Origin of the sequence: Rhodococcus sp. Ni2, assembly GCF_021352185.1 — a bacterium.
Classification (GTDB): domain Bacteria; phylum Actinomycetota; class Actinomycetes; order Mycobacteriales; family Mycobacteriaceae; genus Rhodococcus_F; species Rhodococcus_F qingshengii.
This window is the reverse complement of record NZ_WOXZ01000001.1, coordinates 1076360-1091722: the sequence shown is the minus strand read 5'-3', so window position 1 is coordinate 1091722 and position 15363 is coordinate 1076360. Positions and strand designations below refer to the sequence as shown.

14 protein-coding genes are annotated in these 15363 nt (G+C 62.2%); 8 read left to right on the top strand and 6 right to left on the bottom strand.

Features of this window, described 5'->3' with window-relative positions; genetic code table 11:
• Window position 1: 1 nt before the first annotated feature.
• The 5 genes from GN300_RS05185 to GN300_RS05165 form a co-directional block, all read right to left on the bottom strand.
• Window positions 2-1015, bottom strand: coding sequence for an ABC transporter permease (locus GN300_RS05185; RefSeq protein ID WP_003940249.1), 1014 nt, complete (start codon window positions 1013-1015; stop codon window positions 2-4).
• 62 nt (window positions 1016-1077) lie between these two features.
• A complete protein-coding gene (locus GN300_RS05180) occupies window positions 1078-2679 on the bottom strand; it encodes an ABC transporter substrate-binding protein (protein WP_030535172.1) in 1602 nt (533 codons plus the stop codon).
• 227 nt (window positions 2680-2906) lie between these two features.
• Window positions 2907-4505: an ABC transporter substrate-binding protein gene (locus GN300_RS05175; protein ID WP_063315804.1), complete on the bottom strand. Its 1599-nt coding sequence runs from the start codon at window positions 4503-4505 to the stop codon at window positions 2907-2909.
• Window positions 4506-4649: 144 nt separating this feature from the next.
• Entirely contained in the window at window positions 4650-6251 is a 1602-nt protein-coding gene (locus tag GN300_RS05170; protein WP_007731373.1) for a CdaR family transcriptional regulator, read from the bottom strand.
• A 50-nt stretch (window positions 6252-6301) separates the two neighbouring features.
• Window positions 6302-7216, bottom strand: a complete 915-nt coding sequence (locus GN300_RS05165) for an SDR family NAD(P)-dependent oxidoreductase (protein WP_007731375.1) — start codon at window positions 7214-7216, stop codon at window positions 6302-6304.
• Between the two features lie 100 nt (window positions 7217-7316).
• Between GN300_RS05165 and GN300_RS05160 the strand changes: the two genes are divergently transcribed.
• Both GN300_RS05160 and GN300_RS05155 read left to right on the top strand, forming a co-directional pair.
• The gene (locus GN300_RS05160; protein WP_003940047.1) at window positions 7317-7934 is read left to right on the top strand and encodes a TetR/AcrR family transcriptional regulator; all 618 of its coding nucleotides are present in this window, start codon (window positions 7317-7319) and stop codon (window positions 7932-7934) included.
• A gap of 302 nt (window positions 7935-8236) precedes the next feature.
• Complete coding sequence (locus tag GN300_RS05155; RefSeq protein WP_007731382.1) at window positions 8237-9388, top strand: magnesium and cobalt transport protein CorA; 1152 nt, start codon at window positions 8237-8239, stop codon at window positions 9386-9388.
• Between the two features lie 87 nt (window positions 9389-9475).
• Here the strand turns inward: GN300_RS05155 and GN300_RS05150 are convergent, their stop codons facing one another.
• Window positions 9476-10093: a hypothetical protein gene (locus GN300_RS05150; RefSeq protein ID WP_007731384.1), complete on the bottom strand. Its 618-nt coding sequence runs from the start codon at window positions 10091-10093 to the stop codon at window positions 9476-9478.
• 109 nt (window positions 10094-10202) lie between these two features.
• Between GN300_RS05150 and GN300_RS05145 the strand changes: the two genes are divergently transcribed.
• The 6 genes from GN300_RS05145 to GN300_RS05120 all read left to right on the top strand — a co-directional run bounded on the left by GN300_RS05145 (window position 10203) and on the right by GN300_RS05120 (window position 15341).
• On the top strand, window positions 10203-11249 hold the full coding sequence (locus GN300_RS05145) for an ATP-dependent DNA ligase (protein WP_039973226.1): 1047 nt from the start codon (window positions 10203-10205) through the stop codon (window positions 11247-11249).
• Complete coding sequence (gene ligD, locus GN300_RS05140; RefSeq protein WP_003940248.1) at window positions 11249-12289, top strand: non-homologous end-joining DNA ligase; 1041 nt, start codon at window positions 11249-11251, stop codon at window positions 12287-12289. The genes GN300_RS05145 and ligD overlap by 1 nt, the downstream gene beginning before the upstream one ends.
• Window positions 12290-12382: 93 nt before the next feature.
• On the top strand, window positions 12383-12883 hold the full coding sequence (locus tag GN300_RS05135) for a DUF6764 family protein (RefSeq protein WP_063316042.1): 501 nt from the start codon (window positions 12383-12385) through the stop codon (window positions 12881-12883).
• 108 nt (window positions 12884-12991) lie between these two features.
• Window positions 12992-14203 (top strand): serine hydrolase domain-containing protein, encoded by a 1212-nt coding sequence (locus GN300_RS05130; RefSeq protein ID WP_003940004.1) that lies wholly within the window; start codon window positions 12992-12994, stop codon window positions 14201-14203.
• 15 nt (window positions 14204-14218) lie between these two features.
• On the top strand, window positions 14219-14437 hold the full coding sequence (locus GN300_RS05125) for a dodecin (RefSeq protein ID WP_003939815.1): 219 nt from the start codon (window positions 14219-14221) through the stop codon (window positions 14435-14437).
• A gap of 10 nt (window positions 14438-14447) precedes the next feature.
• Window positions 14448-15341 (top strand): hypothetical protein, encoded by an 894-nt coding sequence (locus GN300_RS05120; RefSeq protein WP_063315805.1) that lies wholly within the window; start codon window positions 14448-14450, stop codon window positions 15339-15341.
• Window positions 15342-15363: the final 22 nt, after the last annotated feature.

The window sequence follows — 15363 nt, the reverse complement described above, 5'->3', positions numbered from 1 at the left end:
CTCAGTTCTCCCGAATTGTGGATCGTGGGTCGATGAGAGCGAGCACCACGTCGACGATGAAATTGATGAGAAGGACGATGGCGCCGTAGATCACGACCAGTGTCTGGGCGAGCGGGTAGTCCTTCTCGGTGATAGACTTGACCAGCGCCATGCCCATGCCGGGCCAGGCGAAGATGCTCTCGATGAGCACGGTGCCGGCAATCAGACCACCCAGGAGGAGTCCGGCGAGCGTCAGCGTCGACGTCATGAGGTTGGGCATTGCATGACGGAAGTAGATTCGTGCCACGGGCATTCGCTTGGCGCGCGCCGTACGGATGTAGTCCATGTCCAACACGCCGAGCGCCTCTGCACGGACGATGCGCGACATCGAGGCGATGGCACCGATCGACATGGCCGCGACCGGGAGGATGTAGCTTTCCGGTCCACCTCGGCCGGCGACGGGCAGAACAGGGAACGTGACGGCAAAGAGGTAGACCAGCGCCGTACCGAACATGAACTCGGGGATCACGGCGATGGTGCCCGACGTTGCGGTGTAACCGATCTCGACTCCGCGTCGTCGACCGTTGCGGGTCAGTGCAGCGAAGATGAGGCCGATCGGAATGCCCACTAGCAGCACCGTGACGACTGTGAGTACAGCCAGTTCGAGTGTTGCCGGTAGGCGGGACGCGATCACCTCGAAGACCGGAGTCCTCAAGGTGATCGAGTCACCGGGATTCCCGCTCAGCAACCCGCCGACGAATCGGAAGTACTGCTGCCACAAGGGAAGGTCGTAACCGAGCTGAGACCTCGTTGTCTCGACCAGTTCGACCGGTGCGTTCATTCCCAGTGCCAACCGAACCGGGTCTCCCGGAATCAGTTGGAGCATCAGGAACGCCGCAGTCACCAGCGCCCAGAGTGAAATCACGAAGGTGCCGAAACGACGCAGAAGATATGCGGGCCAGCTGTCGGACTCGAGCCACTTTGCTCGAGCCTGAGGCGCCGCTTCTGGTTTCGCGGCTTCAATAGTTTGACTCATGGGCTGTCTTTCCGGAGGGCGGGATGCTGGGGCGGGAAGATATTTCAGAGTGGGCGGACGGCCTACTGGTAGAGACGCAGCGCAGAACCGTTGAGCGACTTGCCGAATGAGAGTCCGGCCTTGTTGAAGTACACGTTCATGACGGAGTCGGCGAAGGGCACGGCCGCGATCGTCTTGGTGAGCTCCGACTCGGCGTCGGCCCAGGCGTCACAAGCGTCGCTACCGGTCAGACCGGAAGCCTTGGTGGCTGCTGCTTCGTAGGCGGGGTTGCTGACCGATCCGAAGTTCTTGCCTGCTGCGGGAACCGGCCCGGCAAAGTACGCAGTGAAGGTGCTGGGCAGCGAGGAGTTGACCTGGACCCAGGCGATGTCCCAGGCAGAGTTGTCCTTGCCGCTCAGAATGACGTCGATGATCTTGTTCGAGTCGCCCCCGGTCACCTCGACGTTTGCGCCGAGTTCGGACCACGCCGACTGAGCAAGTTCGGCCGCCGCGTTGCGCGGATCGTCGGTGCCGTCGTACACGAGGCGGAGGTTGAGCGGCTTGCCATCCTTGCTTCGCTTGCCGTCAGCGCCGGCGGTCCAACCAGCGCCGTCCAGTGTTGCCTTGGCGGCAGTGAGGTCGAAGTCCGGAATGTTGCCTGCGACAGAGTCGTAAACGCAGGCGCGCGGTTCGACGGCGACGAGGCTGGTTGCCCGGACCCCGTGTCCGGCGGTGATGACCTGAGTGAGGTCGTCGAGATCGACCGCTTGGATCAGGGCCTTGCGCACTGCGGGATCGCTGGTGGGATTACTCGCGATCTGGTTGAAGTACATCTGGCCTGCCGGCAGAGGCCGACCGACGGAGTCCAGATTGGCTGCCGCGACGCGGTCCTTGTCCGGACCGGCGATCGGAGCTGCGTTGAGTTCACCCGAGAGCAGCTGATTTGCGGCGGTGCTCACGTTCGGCGACATGGCGGCGACGACCGTCTTGGGGACGCCCGGGGTGTCGGAGGTCGTGCCGTCGGGGCCCCAGTTGTAGCCCTCGCGACGCTGGAACGTGTAGTGGTCGTTGGCGGCAACTTCGGTGACTTCGAACATGCCGGTGCCGAGCGACTTCTTGTTCGACGCTGTCGGATCTTTCAATCCGGCCTCGCACAGGATCGGCAGGCGACCGACGTTGAGAAGAAGGAACGGGCTCGGCGCCGGAGTGGTCACCGTGACAGTGCGCGTTGCCGGATCGGCAGTCGCAGTGGCGCCGGTCGGTACGGAGGACCCGCGCAACTGTGAACCGTTGTCCGGGTTGGCCACGAAGTTGATGTTGTCCGCGACGGTCTGCGGTGTCAGCGTCGATCCGTCGGTACAGGTCACCCCGTCACGGATGGTGAAGGACGCCGAGGTCGGGGTCTCCTCCCACTTCTCCGCCAACCACGGTCCGACTTCACTGGTATCGGGATCCTGGTAGATCAGGTAGTCGTACGCCAAACGCGACAACTCGGCGGTCGCCGAGGCGGCCGACATGATCGGGTTGAGTGCACCCGGATCGGCCTGCAGGGCGAAACGGAAGGTCCCGTCGGTGGCCGGTTCACCGCCACTGGCGCCCGAGGACGTGCCTCCCGAGCCACAAGCAGACAACACAAGCGTGAGCCCTGCGGCTGCCGCAAGTGTTGGATAGAAGCGGTGTTTCATGGTGCCTCCGTGATGGAGCAGGGGCCCGAGCGAAAAACGTGAGGGCGCGGTTGAGTGTTGACTGCTAAATCTTGGCGCATGACGTGACGCGCATCTCTGTCGATCCTCACGAAAATCGGGTCGATTTTCGTCCGCTCCCACGAAAACCGTCAGGATCAGTGAATACCTGTCCGTATACCGACAGCGACCGGCGAAACACGACGATTTCCCCGGTCGCTACCGGCGGTCTACTGGTACAGGCGCAGGGCCGAACCGGTGAAATTACGGCCGAATGCGAGACCCGCATTGTTGAAGTAGAGAGTCGTGATCTTGTCGGCAAAAGGTACCGCGGAGTTTGCTTTGATGATCTCTGATTCGGCGTCTGCCCAAGCGGCACAAGCATCCTCGCCGGTCAGTCCCGAAGCCTTGGCGACGGCTGCGTCGTAGGCCGGGTTGGAGATCGACGAGAAATTGAGTCCCGCAGCTGGCACCGGACCGGAGAGGAAGGGTACGAGCATGCTGGGCAGCGCGACGTTGATCGGCTCCCACGCAACATCCCACGCGGTGTTGTCCTTGCCGCTGAGTGCTACATCGAGGATCTTGTTCGAGTCTCCGCTGGTGAGTTCGACAGTTGCGCCCAGATTGTTCCAAGCGTTGAGTGCGACGTCGGCGGCAGCATCGGTCGAGTCACCGAACGTTTCGTAGACCATCCGAAGTCGGAGCGGTGTGCCGTCCTTGCTGCGCTTACCGTCGGCACCGATTTTCCAGCCCGCTGATTCGAGAGTTTCTGCGGCTGCGCTGGGATCGAAGGCCGGCAGGTTTCCGGCGACAGAGTCGTAGATGCAGGCCCTCGGTTCGATGGACACCATCGTGGTAGACCGGGTTCCGCGGCCGGCGGTGAAGATCTCGGCGAGGTCGTCGAGATTGAGCGCCTGGACAAGGGCTTTGCGCACGGCCGGATCGCTGGTCGGATTACCCGGGCTGTGATTGAAGAACATCTCGCCTGCCGGAGCCGGCTGCTTGACCGTGTTCAGGTTCGCGGCATTCAATCGGTCCTGATCGGCGCCGGAGACGGCGGCGGCATTCAGATCACCGGACAACAGCTGATTCGCAGACGTACTCGTATTGGTCACGATGGACGCGACGACATTCTTGGGCACTCCGGCAGTGTCGGAGGTGGTGTCGTCAGGTCCCCAGTTGTATCCGTCGCGCCGAACGTAGGAGTAATGATCGTTGGCGACTGCCTCGGTCATCTGGAACATGCCCGATCCGAAGGTCGTCTTGTTTGCCGCCGTCGGATCCTTCAACCCTGCCTCGCACATGATCGGAATCCGCGCCAGATTGAGGAGCAGGAAGGGCGAGGGCTCCGGAGTCGTAACAGTCACTGTCCGTGTTGCCAGGTCGGCGTTGGCAGTTGCAGTTGCCGGTGCGTACACCCCGCGGAGAGCGGATTTGTTTGCGGCGTTCGTGATGAAGTTGACGGTGTCTGCGACAGTCTGAGCAGTCAGGGCGGATCCGTCGGTACAGGTGACGCCGTCGCGAATGGTGAACGACGCGGAAGTAGTTGTCTCTTCCCATTTTTCGGCGAGCCACGGCTTGGTGACGCCGGTATCGGGATCTGGGTTGAGCAGATAGTCGTAGCTCAGACGTGCCAGTGCGTGTGCCGGTGAAGCGGCAGTCATCAGCGGATTCAGAGCGCCGGGGTCGGCCACGAGTGCAAACTTGAAGGTGCCGTCGGTGAGCGGCTCACCCCCACCCGAACCTGATGTTCCACCCGACGAGCATGCGGTCAGGGCAAGGACAGTGCCGGTTGCCGCGGCCAGTAGTGCGTAGGACCGTTGTTTCATGGTGCCTCCGGAAGGTGTGGTCCCGCCCGAGTGACGCGAGGTCTGTCGGGTCAGGAGCAAAAGACGATTGCTTGAATCTTCACCCAACAAAAGAACGAGAACATCGTCCGGATTTACGAATGTTTCGTGAGACTTGGTAGATCGCTACAACATTGTCGGATGGAAGAGACGAAGCTGGAGCATCAGGCTGAATCGAGTTTCCGGATCATCGAGATCGATGCCGGCAATCCCGGCAAGCTTCTTGAGGCGGTACCGGAACGTGTTGACGTGGATGTGAACCAAGGACGCAGCAGCCGGAATGTCGCCGAACGTGTCGAGCCAGGCGCGGAGAGTGTCGACAAGGTTGATGTCGTGACTGCGGTCGTACTCACGCAGTACCGCGAGCGGACCCGATGCGGTCTCGTTCTCGTCCGCCAGGGCGTCGGAGAGGCGCAGAAGTAGGGAATTGATCTGCACGTCGTCGGCGCGCGCGACGGTCCGGCCCGAAGAATTCCACGTCGACCTCAGAACGCGAAGTGCTCGGTCGGCTTCGTCGCGTGACTTCTCCAGCGTCATCACGTCGGCCACTGTCGCACCGATTCCGATGACCACCGACTTTTCCGAACGGGAACGGTCTGCAAACTCCGACGCGATCCGACGCACGTAGTCGTCGTCGGTCTGGTGCCGGGTGTGTGGGATTACGGCGTAGACGGTGCCGCCGATCGCTGCCGCCACCGACAGCGGAAATACTTGGTCGAGATAGGTATTGAGTGTCAGGGCCAGTTGATCGACGTCGGCTTCGGCCTCCAACGATGCACCGGCGCCGCTACGGAAGCCGGCCGCAAGCACGTTTGCTTTCGAACGGCCGTAGCCCAGTCGCTCGGCCGCTTCCTTCGCTGAAGTGCCGCCACTCAGTAACGTGATCACCTCGCCCAACCTCAGTCGTCGTGCCGAATCCGCGGCCAGTTTGGCGCGAAGCAAACTCATGGCGGCCACGCCCGCAGCCTCGACGAGCGTTTTGACCTGCAATTCGTTCGGCTCCTCGTCCAAGATCACCCAGATCGAACCGAGGATCTGCGATGCCGCATGTATTCGCATGCCGACGCGGGGCCTGATGCCCGGCCCGATACCCGGTAGAAATACCGGCAGGGTAGAGCCGTAGATCTTGTTGAAATACCCCATTGACCTGAGCCGATCGGAATAGTGCTGCGGCACTTGATGTCCGAGGACACTCTGCTTACGTGCCTCGTCGCCGAAGGCTTGATCCGCCGAGAACGCGAGGATCCGGCTCGACTGATTCTCGATGGTGACCGGGCCGTTCAATACCTGAGCGATCGAGTTGGCAAGATCGAACAGGTCGGCGTCGGCGGCCGACGTGCGGTCCCCGTTGTTGCCGGATTCGAGGATCTCGTTGATCAACGACGCGCTTTGCAGCCAGCTTGCATCCTTGACCATTCCGAGGAGTGCGACGTCGGTGTCGGCCACCGCTTTCTCGACGAGGCCGTCGAAGTCCAGGGGCTCTTTGACGATCAGCGCTACCGCACCTGCCGAGCCGTATTCTCTTACCGCCGTTGCGATATCGGCCGAACCTGCGAGACCTGCGCCGAGTACGACGGCGCCCGCACTGTCCTGGGTAGCTTCGGACCCTTCGTGCAGGGTCACGCGGCTGACAGTGCGGGCGCCGTCGACGGTGTCGCCACCGCTGAGGAACGTCATTCCCAGTCTGTCGACGATGTCGACGATCGATACTCCCGTAGGTGTGGTCACCACCACACCTTAGGGGGAGCGGGGTCGATCAGTTGTCTGGGTTGCCCGGCTCAGTTGCTGGGCTGCTCCGCCACGGCCTTCTCGACGAACCGGCGGGTCTGATCGAACGCCGCGGGCACCTGGACGGAATCGGTCATGTCACTGATCTCGGACCACCGTTCGGCGACGACCTCGGGCGAGAGTGCGCCTTCGGGGATGTAGACGCCCTGCGACTCTTCCATGCGAGCGATCGCGAAGACGCCGGCGCCGGCGCTGAGGATGGTCTTCGTCGGTGCGTCATCGGAGACCATGAACAGTGCGCCGGGTGAAATCGATTCGGGTGCAAGCAGAGCGAGAGTCTTCTCGTCGAGGAGGTCTTCGGTCATGCGGGTCGCGGCGGTCGGGGCCAGCGAGTTGACGCGGATGCCCTTGCGTTCGCCCTCGATGGCGAGAACGTTCATCAGGCCGACGACGCCGGACTTCGCGGCGCCGTAGTTCGCCTGGCCGAAGTTGCCGTAAATTCCCGATGCTGACGTAGTCATGAGGATGCGTCCGTAGTTCTGTTCGACCATGTGCGGCCAGACTGCCTTGGAACAGATGACGGAACCCATCAGATGCACGTCGATGACTTTGCGGAAGTCGTCGAGCTCGGCCTTGATGAACGACTTGTCGCGCAGGATTCCGGCGTTGTTGATCAGGATGTCCACGCGGCCCCACTTGTCCACGGCCGTCGCGACCATGGCGGCAACGGCGTCGACGTCGGTGATGTCGCAGTGGTCCGCGATGGCCTCGCCGCCCAGCTCGACGATTTCCGCCACTACTTTGGCTGCTGCGGTATCAGCGCCGCCACTGCCGTTGACCGAGCCACCCATGTCGTTGACGACGACGCGTGCGCCGCGTGCGGCGAGGGCCAATGCGTGTGAACGGCCGAGTCCGCCGCCTGCGCCCGTGATGATCGCTACCTTGCCGGAAAAATCCAACGACATTGGAAAACCTCTCTGATCTGGGATACTACTCAGTATTACTATGCGATGGCGTGGAAACAGTCAAGGGCCGGCAGGCAGTGTGAATGGGAGTGGAAGTCGAATGAGTAGTGATCTTCCGGACGTGCGATCCGCGATCATCACCAGCGCCGCCGACGCCTTTGCCGAAGACGGTTACGCGGCCACGACTGTAGATTTACTGGCCGATCGAATCGGCGCCACCAAAGGTCTTGTCTACTACCACTTTCGTTCGAAGTTCGACATCTACCTGGCAATATACGAGCGCGGGATGAGCCTGCTCCGCGCTGAGGTCGAGTCTCGGATGGGCGGGGCAGAAAGCGGCCTCGCGCGTCTCGAAGCGATGTCGCACGCCCACCTGGTCAATCTCATGACACATCTCGGGTACCACCACACGATCCACCAAGGCGTCCGGGGCCAGATGAACTCCGCGCTCAAACCGAGACAACAGCAAGTCCTCGTGGAACTGAATTCGCTGCGACTCGATTACGAGAATCTGTTCGTCGACGTGATGACGGAAGGCGTCGCGGATGGTTCCATTCGCGTGGGCTCACCACGGATGGCGGCAAAAGTGCTCCTCAGCAGTCTCAACGGCATCGACCTCTGGTACCGAAGACGTGAAGGGCAGACGTTGGCGGAGACGGAGTCGTTGGCGGACCAGATCGTCGAACTGTTGATCGGCGGATTGCGCGCTGCGAACTGACTGAAAGCTGCATTCGTCGAGCGGGTTTCCTCCGACCGGTTCGTGCTGTCCTGCGGCTTGTCGTTCGGTTTGTCGTGCTCTGACAGTCGGGGTAGCATGTTGGCGTCGTGCGCGGACTTGCGTAGGAATTCAGGGAAGAGGAGGTGTGGCTGTAATGCGTGGCCAACCTCCGAGTACCAACTGAAGCTGTAGCCGCCCGGGTTGATCCGGTATTTTGCTGCAGCTTCATCGTGTGTTCATCGGCTTCGGCTTTGCTGTGAAGCAAGCGTCGTCGTTCACTCTTCCCTCGAAAGCTGTTCAGCATGCGCGAATTTCGTCGTTCACGTTCGGTACTGCCACGTCGTTCCGCGGGGCTCGGTGACTCACATCCCGGACACTCGCGTGCCGCACGCACCGTCGTCAAGGCTGCCCCGCCCGAGGCGGTGGCGCCCGTCGAATCGACCGTCGTCAACAGCGGCGTGTACCGCGACGGCGAGCGGATAGCGTCGCCGTCCACGCTGGCGGAAGCGCTGTCATGCCTTCCGGATTCGCAGTCGATGGCGTGGATCGGCATGTACCGGCCCGACGACGCCCAGTTGTATGCCGCTGCACAACATTTCGACCTCCACGAACTGGCGGTCGAGGATGCGATCGTCGCGCACCAGCGCCCCAAGCTCGAGCGCTACGGCAAGACACTGTTCGTGGTGCTGCGTGCTGCGCGGTACCGCGACGAGACCGAGCGGGTCGAATTCGGCGAGTTGCACATCTTCTGTGGTCCGAACTTCATTCTGACCGTCCGTCACAGTGAATCGCCGGATCTGTCGGCGGTGCGGACTCGCATGGAGAACGATCCTGACCTGTTGCGGTTGGGTACCGAGGCCGTTCTCTATGCCATTCTCGACGCAGTCGTCGACGGGTACGCCCCGGTGGTGGCCGGACTGCAGAACGACATCGACGAGATCGAAACCGAAGTATTCAGTGGCGATCCCGGAGTTTCGCGTCGCATCTACGAACTGACCCGTGAGGTGATCGAATTCCAGCGGGCGACGCGTCCGCTGCTGGGAATGCTGCGTGGGTTGTCGGCAGGGTTCGACAAGTACCACACGGACGAGGAACTCCAGCGATACCTGCGCGACGTCACCGACCATGCGACGACTGTGGTGGAGCGGGCCGACGGCTTTCGTCAGTTGCTCGGAAACATCCTCACGGTGAACGCAACTCTGGTGTCGCAGAACCAGAACGAGGAGATGCGCAATCTGACGCAGGCAAGCTACGCGCAGAACGAGGAGATCAAGAAGGTCTCGGCGTGGGCGGCAATTCTCTTCGCGCCGACGCTCATCGGAACCGTGTACGGGATGAACTTCGACGACATGCCGGAACTGCACTGGCACTTGGGCTATCCGTTTGCGCTCTCGATGATGTTCCTGACCTGTGGAAGTCTCTACACGATCTTCAAGCGTCGGGGCTGGCTGTAGAAAGCATTGGTGTAGAAAGCGCTGTGCGCCTTGCCAACCGAGATCGGTTGTCAAGGCGCACAGGTGTTTTTCGGGAGGGCGCTCGAATCAGAGCGTTGCGACGCAGACCGTGAACTTACGTTCCGGGTGCTCGAATCCCGAGTCTGCCCCCGAACCGCATTCGTCGATCGACGTGGAGTTCTGCAGAATTTCGACGACCTCGACGACGTTGGTGCCGCTGGTATCCGAGCATTCGATGCGGGCGGGCTCGTCCATTCCGCTGCCGAGATCCATGCATCCGCCGACTACCCAGTCGACGTCGAGACAGACAGCGCCCTGCTCGTCACCCGCGAGGGTCTCGTAGTAGTACGAGTCGACATCGGAGGCACACAGATCAGAGGTGGGAACCTTGGCGACCACCTTGTAGTTGGAATCCTTGCTACCGCAGTCCGCGTTGTCGATTTCCGCGGCCGTCGTGGTACCGCCGAGTTTGACGCAATCACCGATCGACACGTCGATGTCGACGTCGCCGCCGTCGTCCGAACCCTCCTGGCCGGTGATCTTCGAGGTGGTCGGGGCTGCGGAGGTAGTGGTCGAATCGGCAACCGAGGAAGATGATTCCGCAATGGCTTTCGGCTCGATGTCGGAACCGCAACCGACGGTGAAGGCGGCGATTGCAGAAGTTGCGATCACCGCAGTGCAAAGTCGCCGGACGATTCCGGACATAAGGACCCCTTTGTTGATTCTTGGATAGTTCTGTTGGTTCGTGGATTGTTCGGGACCTATTCCAATACATCGGTAGTCGAATTGCCAACCGGACTGTCAGTATGGGTAGGTGGAGCTACCCCTGATGCCGCCGCTCGCCCCGATGCTCGCGAAGGCTGCGGCCACTGTGCCGCCTCAGCCCGAGTCCGGTGACCCGACGTGGTCGTACGAGCCGAAATGGGACGGATTTCGAGCAATCATCTTTCGTGACGGTGACGAAGTGGTGCTCGGATCGCGAGGAGGAAAGGACCTGGCGCGGTACTTTCCCGAAGCGGTGGAAGCCGTCAAGTCTGAATTGCCCGAAAAATGTGTGGTGGACGGAGAACTGGTGGTTCCCCGTGAGATCGACGGTGTGACGCGCCTGAGTTGGGAAGCGCTCTCCGAGCGGATTCACCCCGCCGCGAGCCGCGTCGCATTGTTGTCGGAACAGACGCCCGCGCAATTTGTCGGGTTCGATTTACTGGCGCTCGGGGATCGCGACGTCTCGATCGAGGACTTCGGGGTTCGACGTGCGTTGCTCCTCGATTGCGTCGGTGGCGGGCCGAGTTGCCACGTCACGGCAGCGACGGCAGACAGCGCCGAAGCAATGGCCTGGTTCGAAACCTTCGAAGGCGCGGGTCTCGACGGGGTTGTCGCCAAGAAGCTGGCGGGACCGTACCTGCCGAACAAGCGCGAGATGATCAAGGTGAAACACGCCAGGACCGCGGATGTCGTACTGCTGGGCTACCGTCCCCACAAGAGTCAGCCAGGTATCGGGTCGATGCTTCTTGGTCTGTACGACGGTTCCGAATTGAAGATGGTCGGTGGCGCTTCTGCTTTCACCGCGGCGCGGCGGATCGAGTTGTTGGCCGAACTCGAACCTTTGCGCCTCGGGGACGACGTTGTAGCCGAGGGAGAGGCCAGCCGGTGGAGATCGGCCGCAGACCGCTCCTGGATTCCGCTTCGTCCTGAGCGGGTGCTCGAAGTGGCGTACGACCAGATGGAAGGGGAACGCTTTCGGCACGCTGCACGATTCCTGCGCTGGCGTCCGGACAGGGTGCCCGACGAATGCACATTCGATCAGTTGGAGGTTCCGGTGCGATACGACTTCGCGGATGTTCTTGCAGGCGGTAAGTGATGGCGAGCCCGGCAGAGGAACTGGACGTCGACGGGATCGCGGTCCGATTGTCGAGCCCGGACAAGATCTACTATCCGCAGTTGGGTGAGGACGGCGGAACCAAACGGCATCTTGTCGAGTACTACCGAACGGTGGCGCTGCAGGGTGCAGCGTTGCGGGCGCTCCAAGATCGGCCCACGCATCTTCAGCGATTCCCCGACGGCATCGAGGGTGAAGAGGTTTACCAGAAGCGGCTGCCGGCAAAGCGGCCCGAGCACGTCGAATCCTGCGAGGTCACGTTCCCGTCGGGTCGCAAGGCCGACGTCCTTCGAGTGCGAAGTGCTGCGAACATCGTGTGGGCCGCCAATCTCGGGACTGTCACGTTTCATCCCTGGGCCGTGCGGTGCCCGGACACCGACCACCCGGACGAACTGCGCATCGATCTCGATCCGCAACCGGGGACCGGGTTCGACGAGGCCGTTGCCATCGCGGACGAGGTCCTTCGCCCTCTGCTCGCCGAGTTGGGATTGGAAGGATTTCCCAAGACGTCCGGTGGCCGAGGCCTTCACGTCTACATCCCGCTCGAGGCGCGCTGGGATTTCGTCGAGGTCCGTCACGCGGGTATCGCCCTTGCTCGTGAAGTCGAGCGTCGTAGTGCCGATCGCGCCACAACCGCGTGGTGGAAGGAAGAGCGGGGTGAACGGATCTTCATCGACTTCAATCAGAATGCCCGTGACCGGACGATCGCGGCGGCGTATTCCGCTCGTAAGACGCCGATCGCAACTGTGTCGACGCCGGTGACCTGGGACGAACTGCGCGACGTGCATCCAGACGACTGCACCATCGCCACGGTTCCCGGCTTGCTCGCCGATCGTGGTGATCCGATGGAAGCCATGCACGACAAGGCCTTTGCCCTCGACGTTCTGTTGGAGATGTGGGAGAAGGATCTGGCGGCAGGACTGGGCGATCTGCCGTACCCGCCGAACTATCCCAAAATGCCCGGTGAACCCAAACGTGTTCAACCGAGCAAGGACCGCGATCGGAAGAACAAAGACGGGTAGCGTCAGAGGCGGACATATCGGGTAATTCGATCAGACGTCGAATGTACGGTCACGTCGAATGCACTGTGGGGGTTGGATATGGATCGCCGGAAAATGCGAGCAGCAAGCTTAGCGGTGGGCGGCGTGATTCTTGCCGCCTTCGGATTGTCACTCGGTAGCGGAACAGCGTCAGCCGCGACGTTGGATTGTTCGGCGCTCGGGCAAGATCAGACGATCGTCGACGGGTCATCCGCATGCCGAGCGGTGGCAGATCCCTCCAGTTACGCGATTTCACACGTCGAGGGCGACGGTGTCGGCGTCGCGGATTCTCGAGACGGTGGCAGGTCGGCGGGCGTCGGACTCTTCGGCGGCGTTGCTGCGGCGGAGTCGCGCGGTGGGTTACTTGCCGCCGTTGCGTACGGCCCGGGTTCGCTCGCACTCGGTCGCACCGACTCCTCACCCTTTGCCGTGGTGCTCAGCGGACCTGGCGGCAGAGCGGCGGTGGGTGACGCGGACGTCGGGGCGATCTGCTCAGGTGGTCCCACCCTTGTTTTCAATATCGCCACAGGTCAGGGATGTTTCAGCGACGGCACTTCGACGTGGGTCACCCCGTGAGGGCACCCCGGCCCTGAGCCTCTTGCGTGACAGTGGTCACAATGGTGTCAAGCTCCTGCCACCGATCGGGTGACCGGGCAACTTGATCAGCGGGGATCGGAGGACGCGATGACTCCCAGTGCACGACGGGGTTCGCTCGCCCGGGTGGAGGTGCCTTCGCGCACCGAGCTGTACGTGGACCGGCGATTCCTTCCCTTGGCCGACCGCTTTTTCGCGATGTATCGCCAACCGCAACAAGGCGGCGGCGCGCTGGTCGTGTACCTGGGCGGCGAGAAAGTTCTCGACATCTGGGCCGGCAATGCCGATCGTGATCGGCGCTGGGACCACGACACGGTGTCGCTGTCGTTCTCGACCGGCAAAGGCGTCGCCAGCACCGTCGTTCACCGACTCGCCGAACGTGGGTTGATCGACTACGACGCCCCGGTTGCTCGGTACTGGCCTGAATTCGCGGCGGCCGGCAAGGACAAGATCACCGTCCGTGAACTGATGTCACATCGCGCGGGCCTTCACCGAGTTCGCGGCTTGATGCCGCATCCTCTCGACCTGATGGACTACGACGCGGTCGTTGCCGCCCTGGCTGCCGAGAAACCGGATCCGCGTCGGCTTCGAGGCCCCGGCTATCACGCTGTGACCTACGGCTGGTTGGTAGCCGAACTTGTGGCCAGGGTGTCCGGTCAGCCGTTCATCGACGTCGTACAAGCGGAGATAGCGAAGCCCCTCGGAGTCGACGAATTCTGGTACCGCGTACCCGAAACCGAGCGTCCACGGATCGCGAAGCTGTTCCCACATATCAACCCTGCCGGCTTGAACTGGGCCTTCGCGTCGACCGTGCTCTCACACGTCGGTCCGACTCGCGGACTCGCGGAGGCCGCGATGCCGGACGGTTTCGACGTCATGGTGCGCAACCCGGCTGTCCACGACGCCGTCATGCCGGGCTGGAACGGAGTGTTCAGCGCGCGTGCTCTCGCGAAGATGTACGGCGCCATCGCGAACGGCGGCGTGATCGACGGGAAGCGGTTCCTGAAGGAATCGACCATCGACCAGATGTCGACCATCCAGACTCGCGATCGGGATTACGTGCTGGCGGTGCGGCCCAACTGGACTCTCGGTTACCACCCGCCGATCATTGCCGCGCGGCGGCAGCCGCGGAATGCGATAGGCCACTACGGAGTCGGCGGTTCAGGCGCGTATGCGGACCTGTCCAGCGGACTCTCGCTCGGTTTCACCACCAACAGGTTGGGTAGTGCTGTGACAGCTCTCGGTGATCTTCGCCTTGCGAGGCTCGGCGCCGAGGCGCAGGAGTTGGTTCGTCGAATCTGACACGAAGGGAATGCCATGAGCAGCAACGTGTACCGGGTGACCGAGATCGTCGGCTCGTCCACCGAGAGCAGTGACGCGGCAATTCGCACCGCCATCGCCCGGGCGAACGAGACGGTGCGCAACCTCGAATGGTTCGAGGTGGTGGAAACTCGCGGTCACATCGAGAACGGCGCCGTGGCGCATTTCCAGGTCACGTTGAAGGTCGGCTTCCGGCTCGACGGCGACGAATCTTGAGTCGTCGTTCATGAGTGTTGATCTCAGGGCGGCCGTCGGGTTCATGGCGGGACATGCCAGAACTCTCGATCGGCATCGACTGAAATTGATTCTCGGACAGGGGGACCGGACCGCGGCATTGGCGGCTGTGGACAGTTATCGCAACCCGGACGGTGGGTACGGCTGGGGACTCGAACCGGATCTTCGCTCGGCATCGAGCCAACCTGGCGGCGCGCTGCACGCCTTCGAAGCCTTTGCCGACATCGGAACGCCGACGCCCAGAGCGGTCGAACTGTGCGACTGGTTGCAGACCAATTCGCTGGCAGACGGCGGTTTGCCGTTCGCCTTCCCGTTCGCCTTCCCGATCGCCGACCCGGCCGGTTGTGCGCCCTTCTGGGTGGATGCGGATCCGTTGGCGCCGTCGTTGCAGATCACCAGCATCGTGTGTGCTGCAGCGGCTCGCGTTGCCGAATTCGACGAGGCCGTCGCCGAACATCCGTGGTTCGCCTCTGCCGTTCGATATTGCCTCGACGCGATCGACGGGGCGGATTCTCTGCATGCCCTCGAGCTGGCCTTTGCCTTGCAGTTTCTCGACGCGGTTCACCGGAACAGTCCCGAAGCGTCGTCGTTGGTGAGCACTCTTGGTTCGCGTATCCCGGCTGACGGCTTGGTTCACGTGGACGGGGGAGCCGAGGGCGAATTCATGCGGCCCCTCGATTTCTCACCGCTTCCCGGCGGCCCGACCCGCGCGTTGTTCGACGCATCAGTGATCGAGTCCGAACTGTCTGCGCTCGCTGCGCGACAACATGGCGACGGCGGTTGGGCGGTGGATTTCGACAGCTATTCGCCCGCCGCGGCGTTGGAATGGCGAGGTCACGCCACCGTGCAGGCGGTGTGGCTGCTGAAGCGCAATGGGGTGATCTGAAAACGATTCTCGCGCCAAATTG

Coding starts and splice junctions, on each gene's coding strand:
- ligD (WP_003940248.1), top strand. CDS start 11,249: ATGGCGAGCCCGGCAGAGGAACTGGACGTCGACGGGATCGCGGTCCGA.
- GN300_RS05165 (WP_007731375.1), bottom strand. CDS start 7,216: ATGTCGTTGGATTTTTCCGGCAAGGTAGCGATCATCACGGGCGCAGGC.
- GN300_RS05150 (WP_007731384.1), bottom strand. CDS start 10,093: ATGTCCGGAATCGTCCGGCGACTTTGCACTGCGGTGATCGCAACTTCT.
- GN300_RS05125 (WP_003939815.1), top strand. CDS start 14,219: ATGAGCAGCAACGTGTACCGGGTGACCGAGATCGTCGGCTCGTCCACC.
- GN300_RS05120 (WP_063315805.1), top strand. CDS start 14,448: ATGAGTGTTGATCTCAGGGCGGCCGTCGGGTTCATGGCGGGACATGCC.
- GN300_RS05180 (WP_030535172.1), bottom strand. CDS start 2,679: ATGAAACACCGCTTCTATCCAACACTTGCGGCAGCCGCAGGGCTCACG.
- GN300_RS05155 (WP_007731382.1), top strand. CDS start 8,237: ATGCGCGAATTTCGTCGTTCACGTTCGGTACTGCCACGTCGTTCCGCG.
- GN300_RS05185 (WP_003940249.1), bottom strand. CDS start 1,015: ATGAGTCAAACTATTGAAGCCGCGAAACCAGAAGCGGCGCCTCAGGCT.
- GN300_RS05175 (WP_063315804.1), bottom strand. CDS start 4,505: ATGAAACAACGGTCCTACGCACTACTGGCCGCGGCAACCGGCACTGTC.
- GN300_RS05135 (WP_063316042.1), top strand. CDS start 12,383: ATGCGAGCAGCAAGCTTAGCGGTGGGCGGCGTGATTCTTGCCGCCTTC.
- GN300_RS05130 (WP_003940004.1), top strand. CDS start 12,992: ATGACTCCCAGTGCACGACGGGGTTCGCTCGCCCGGGTGGAGGTGCCT.
- GN300_RS05160 (WP_003940047.1), top strand. CDS start 7,317: ATGAGTAGTGATCTTCCGGACGTGCGATCCGCGATCATCACCAGCGCC.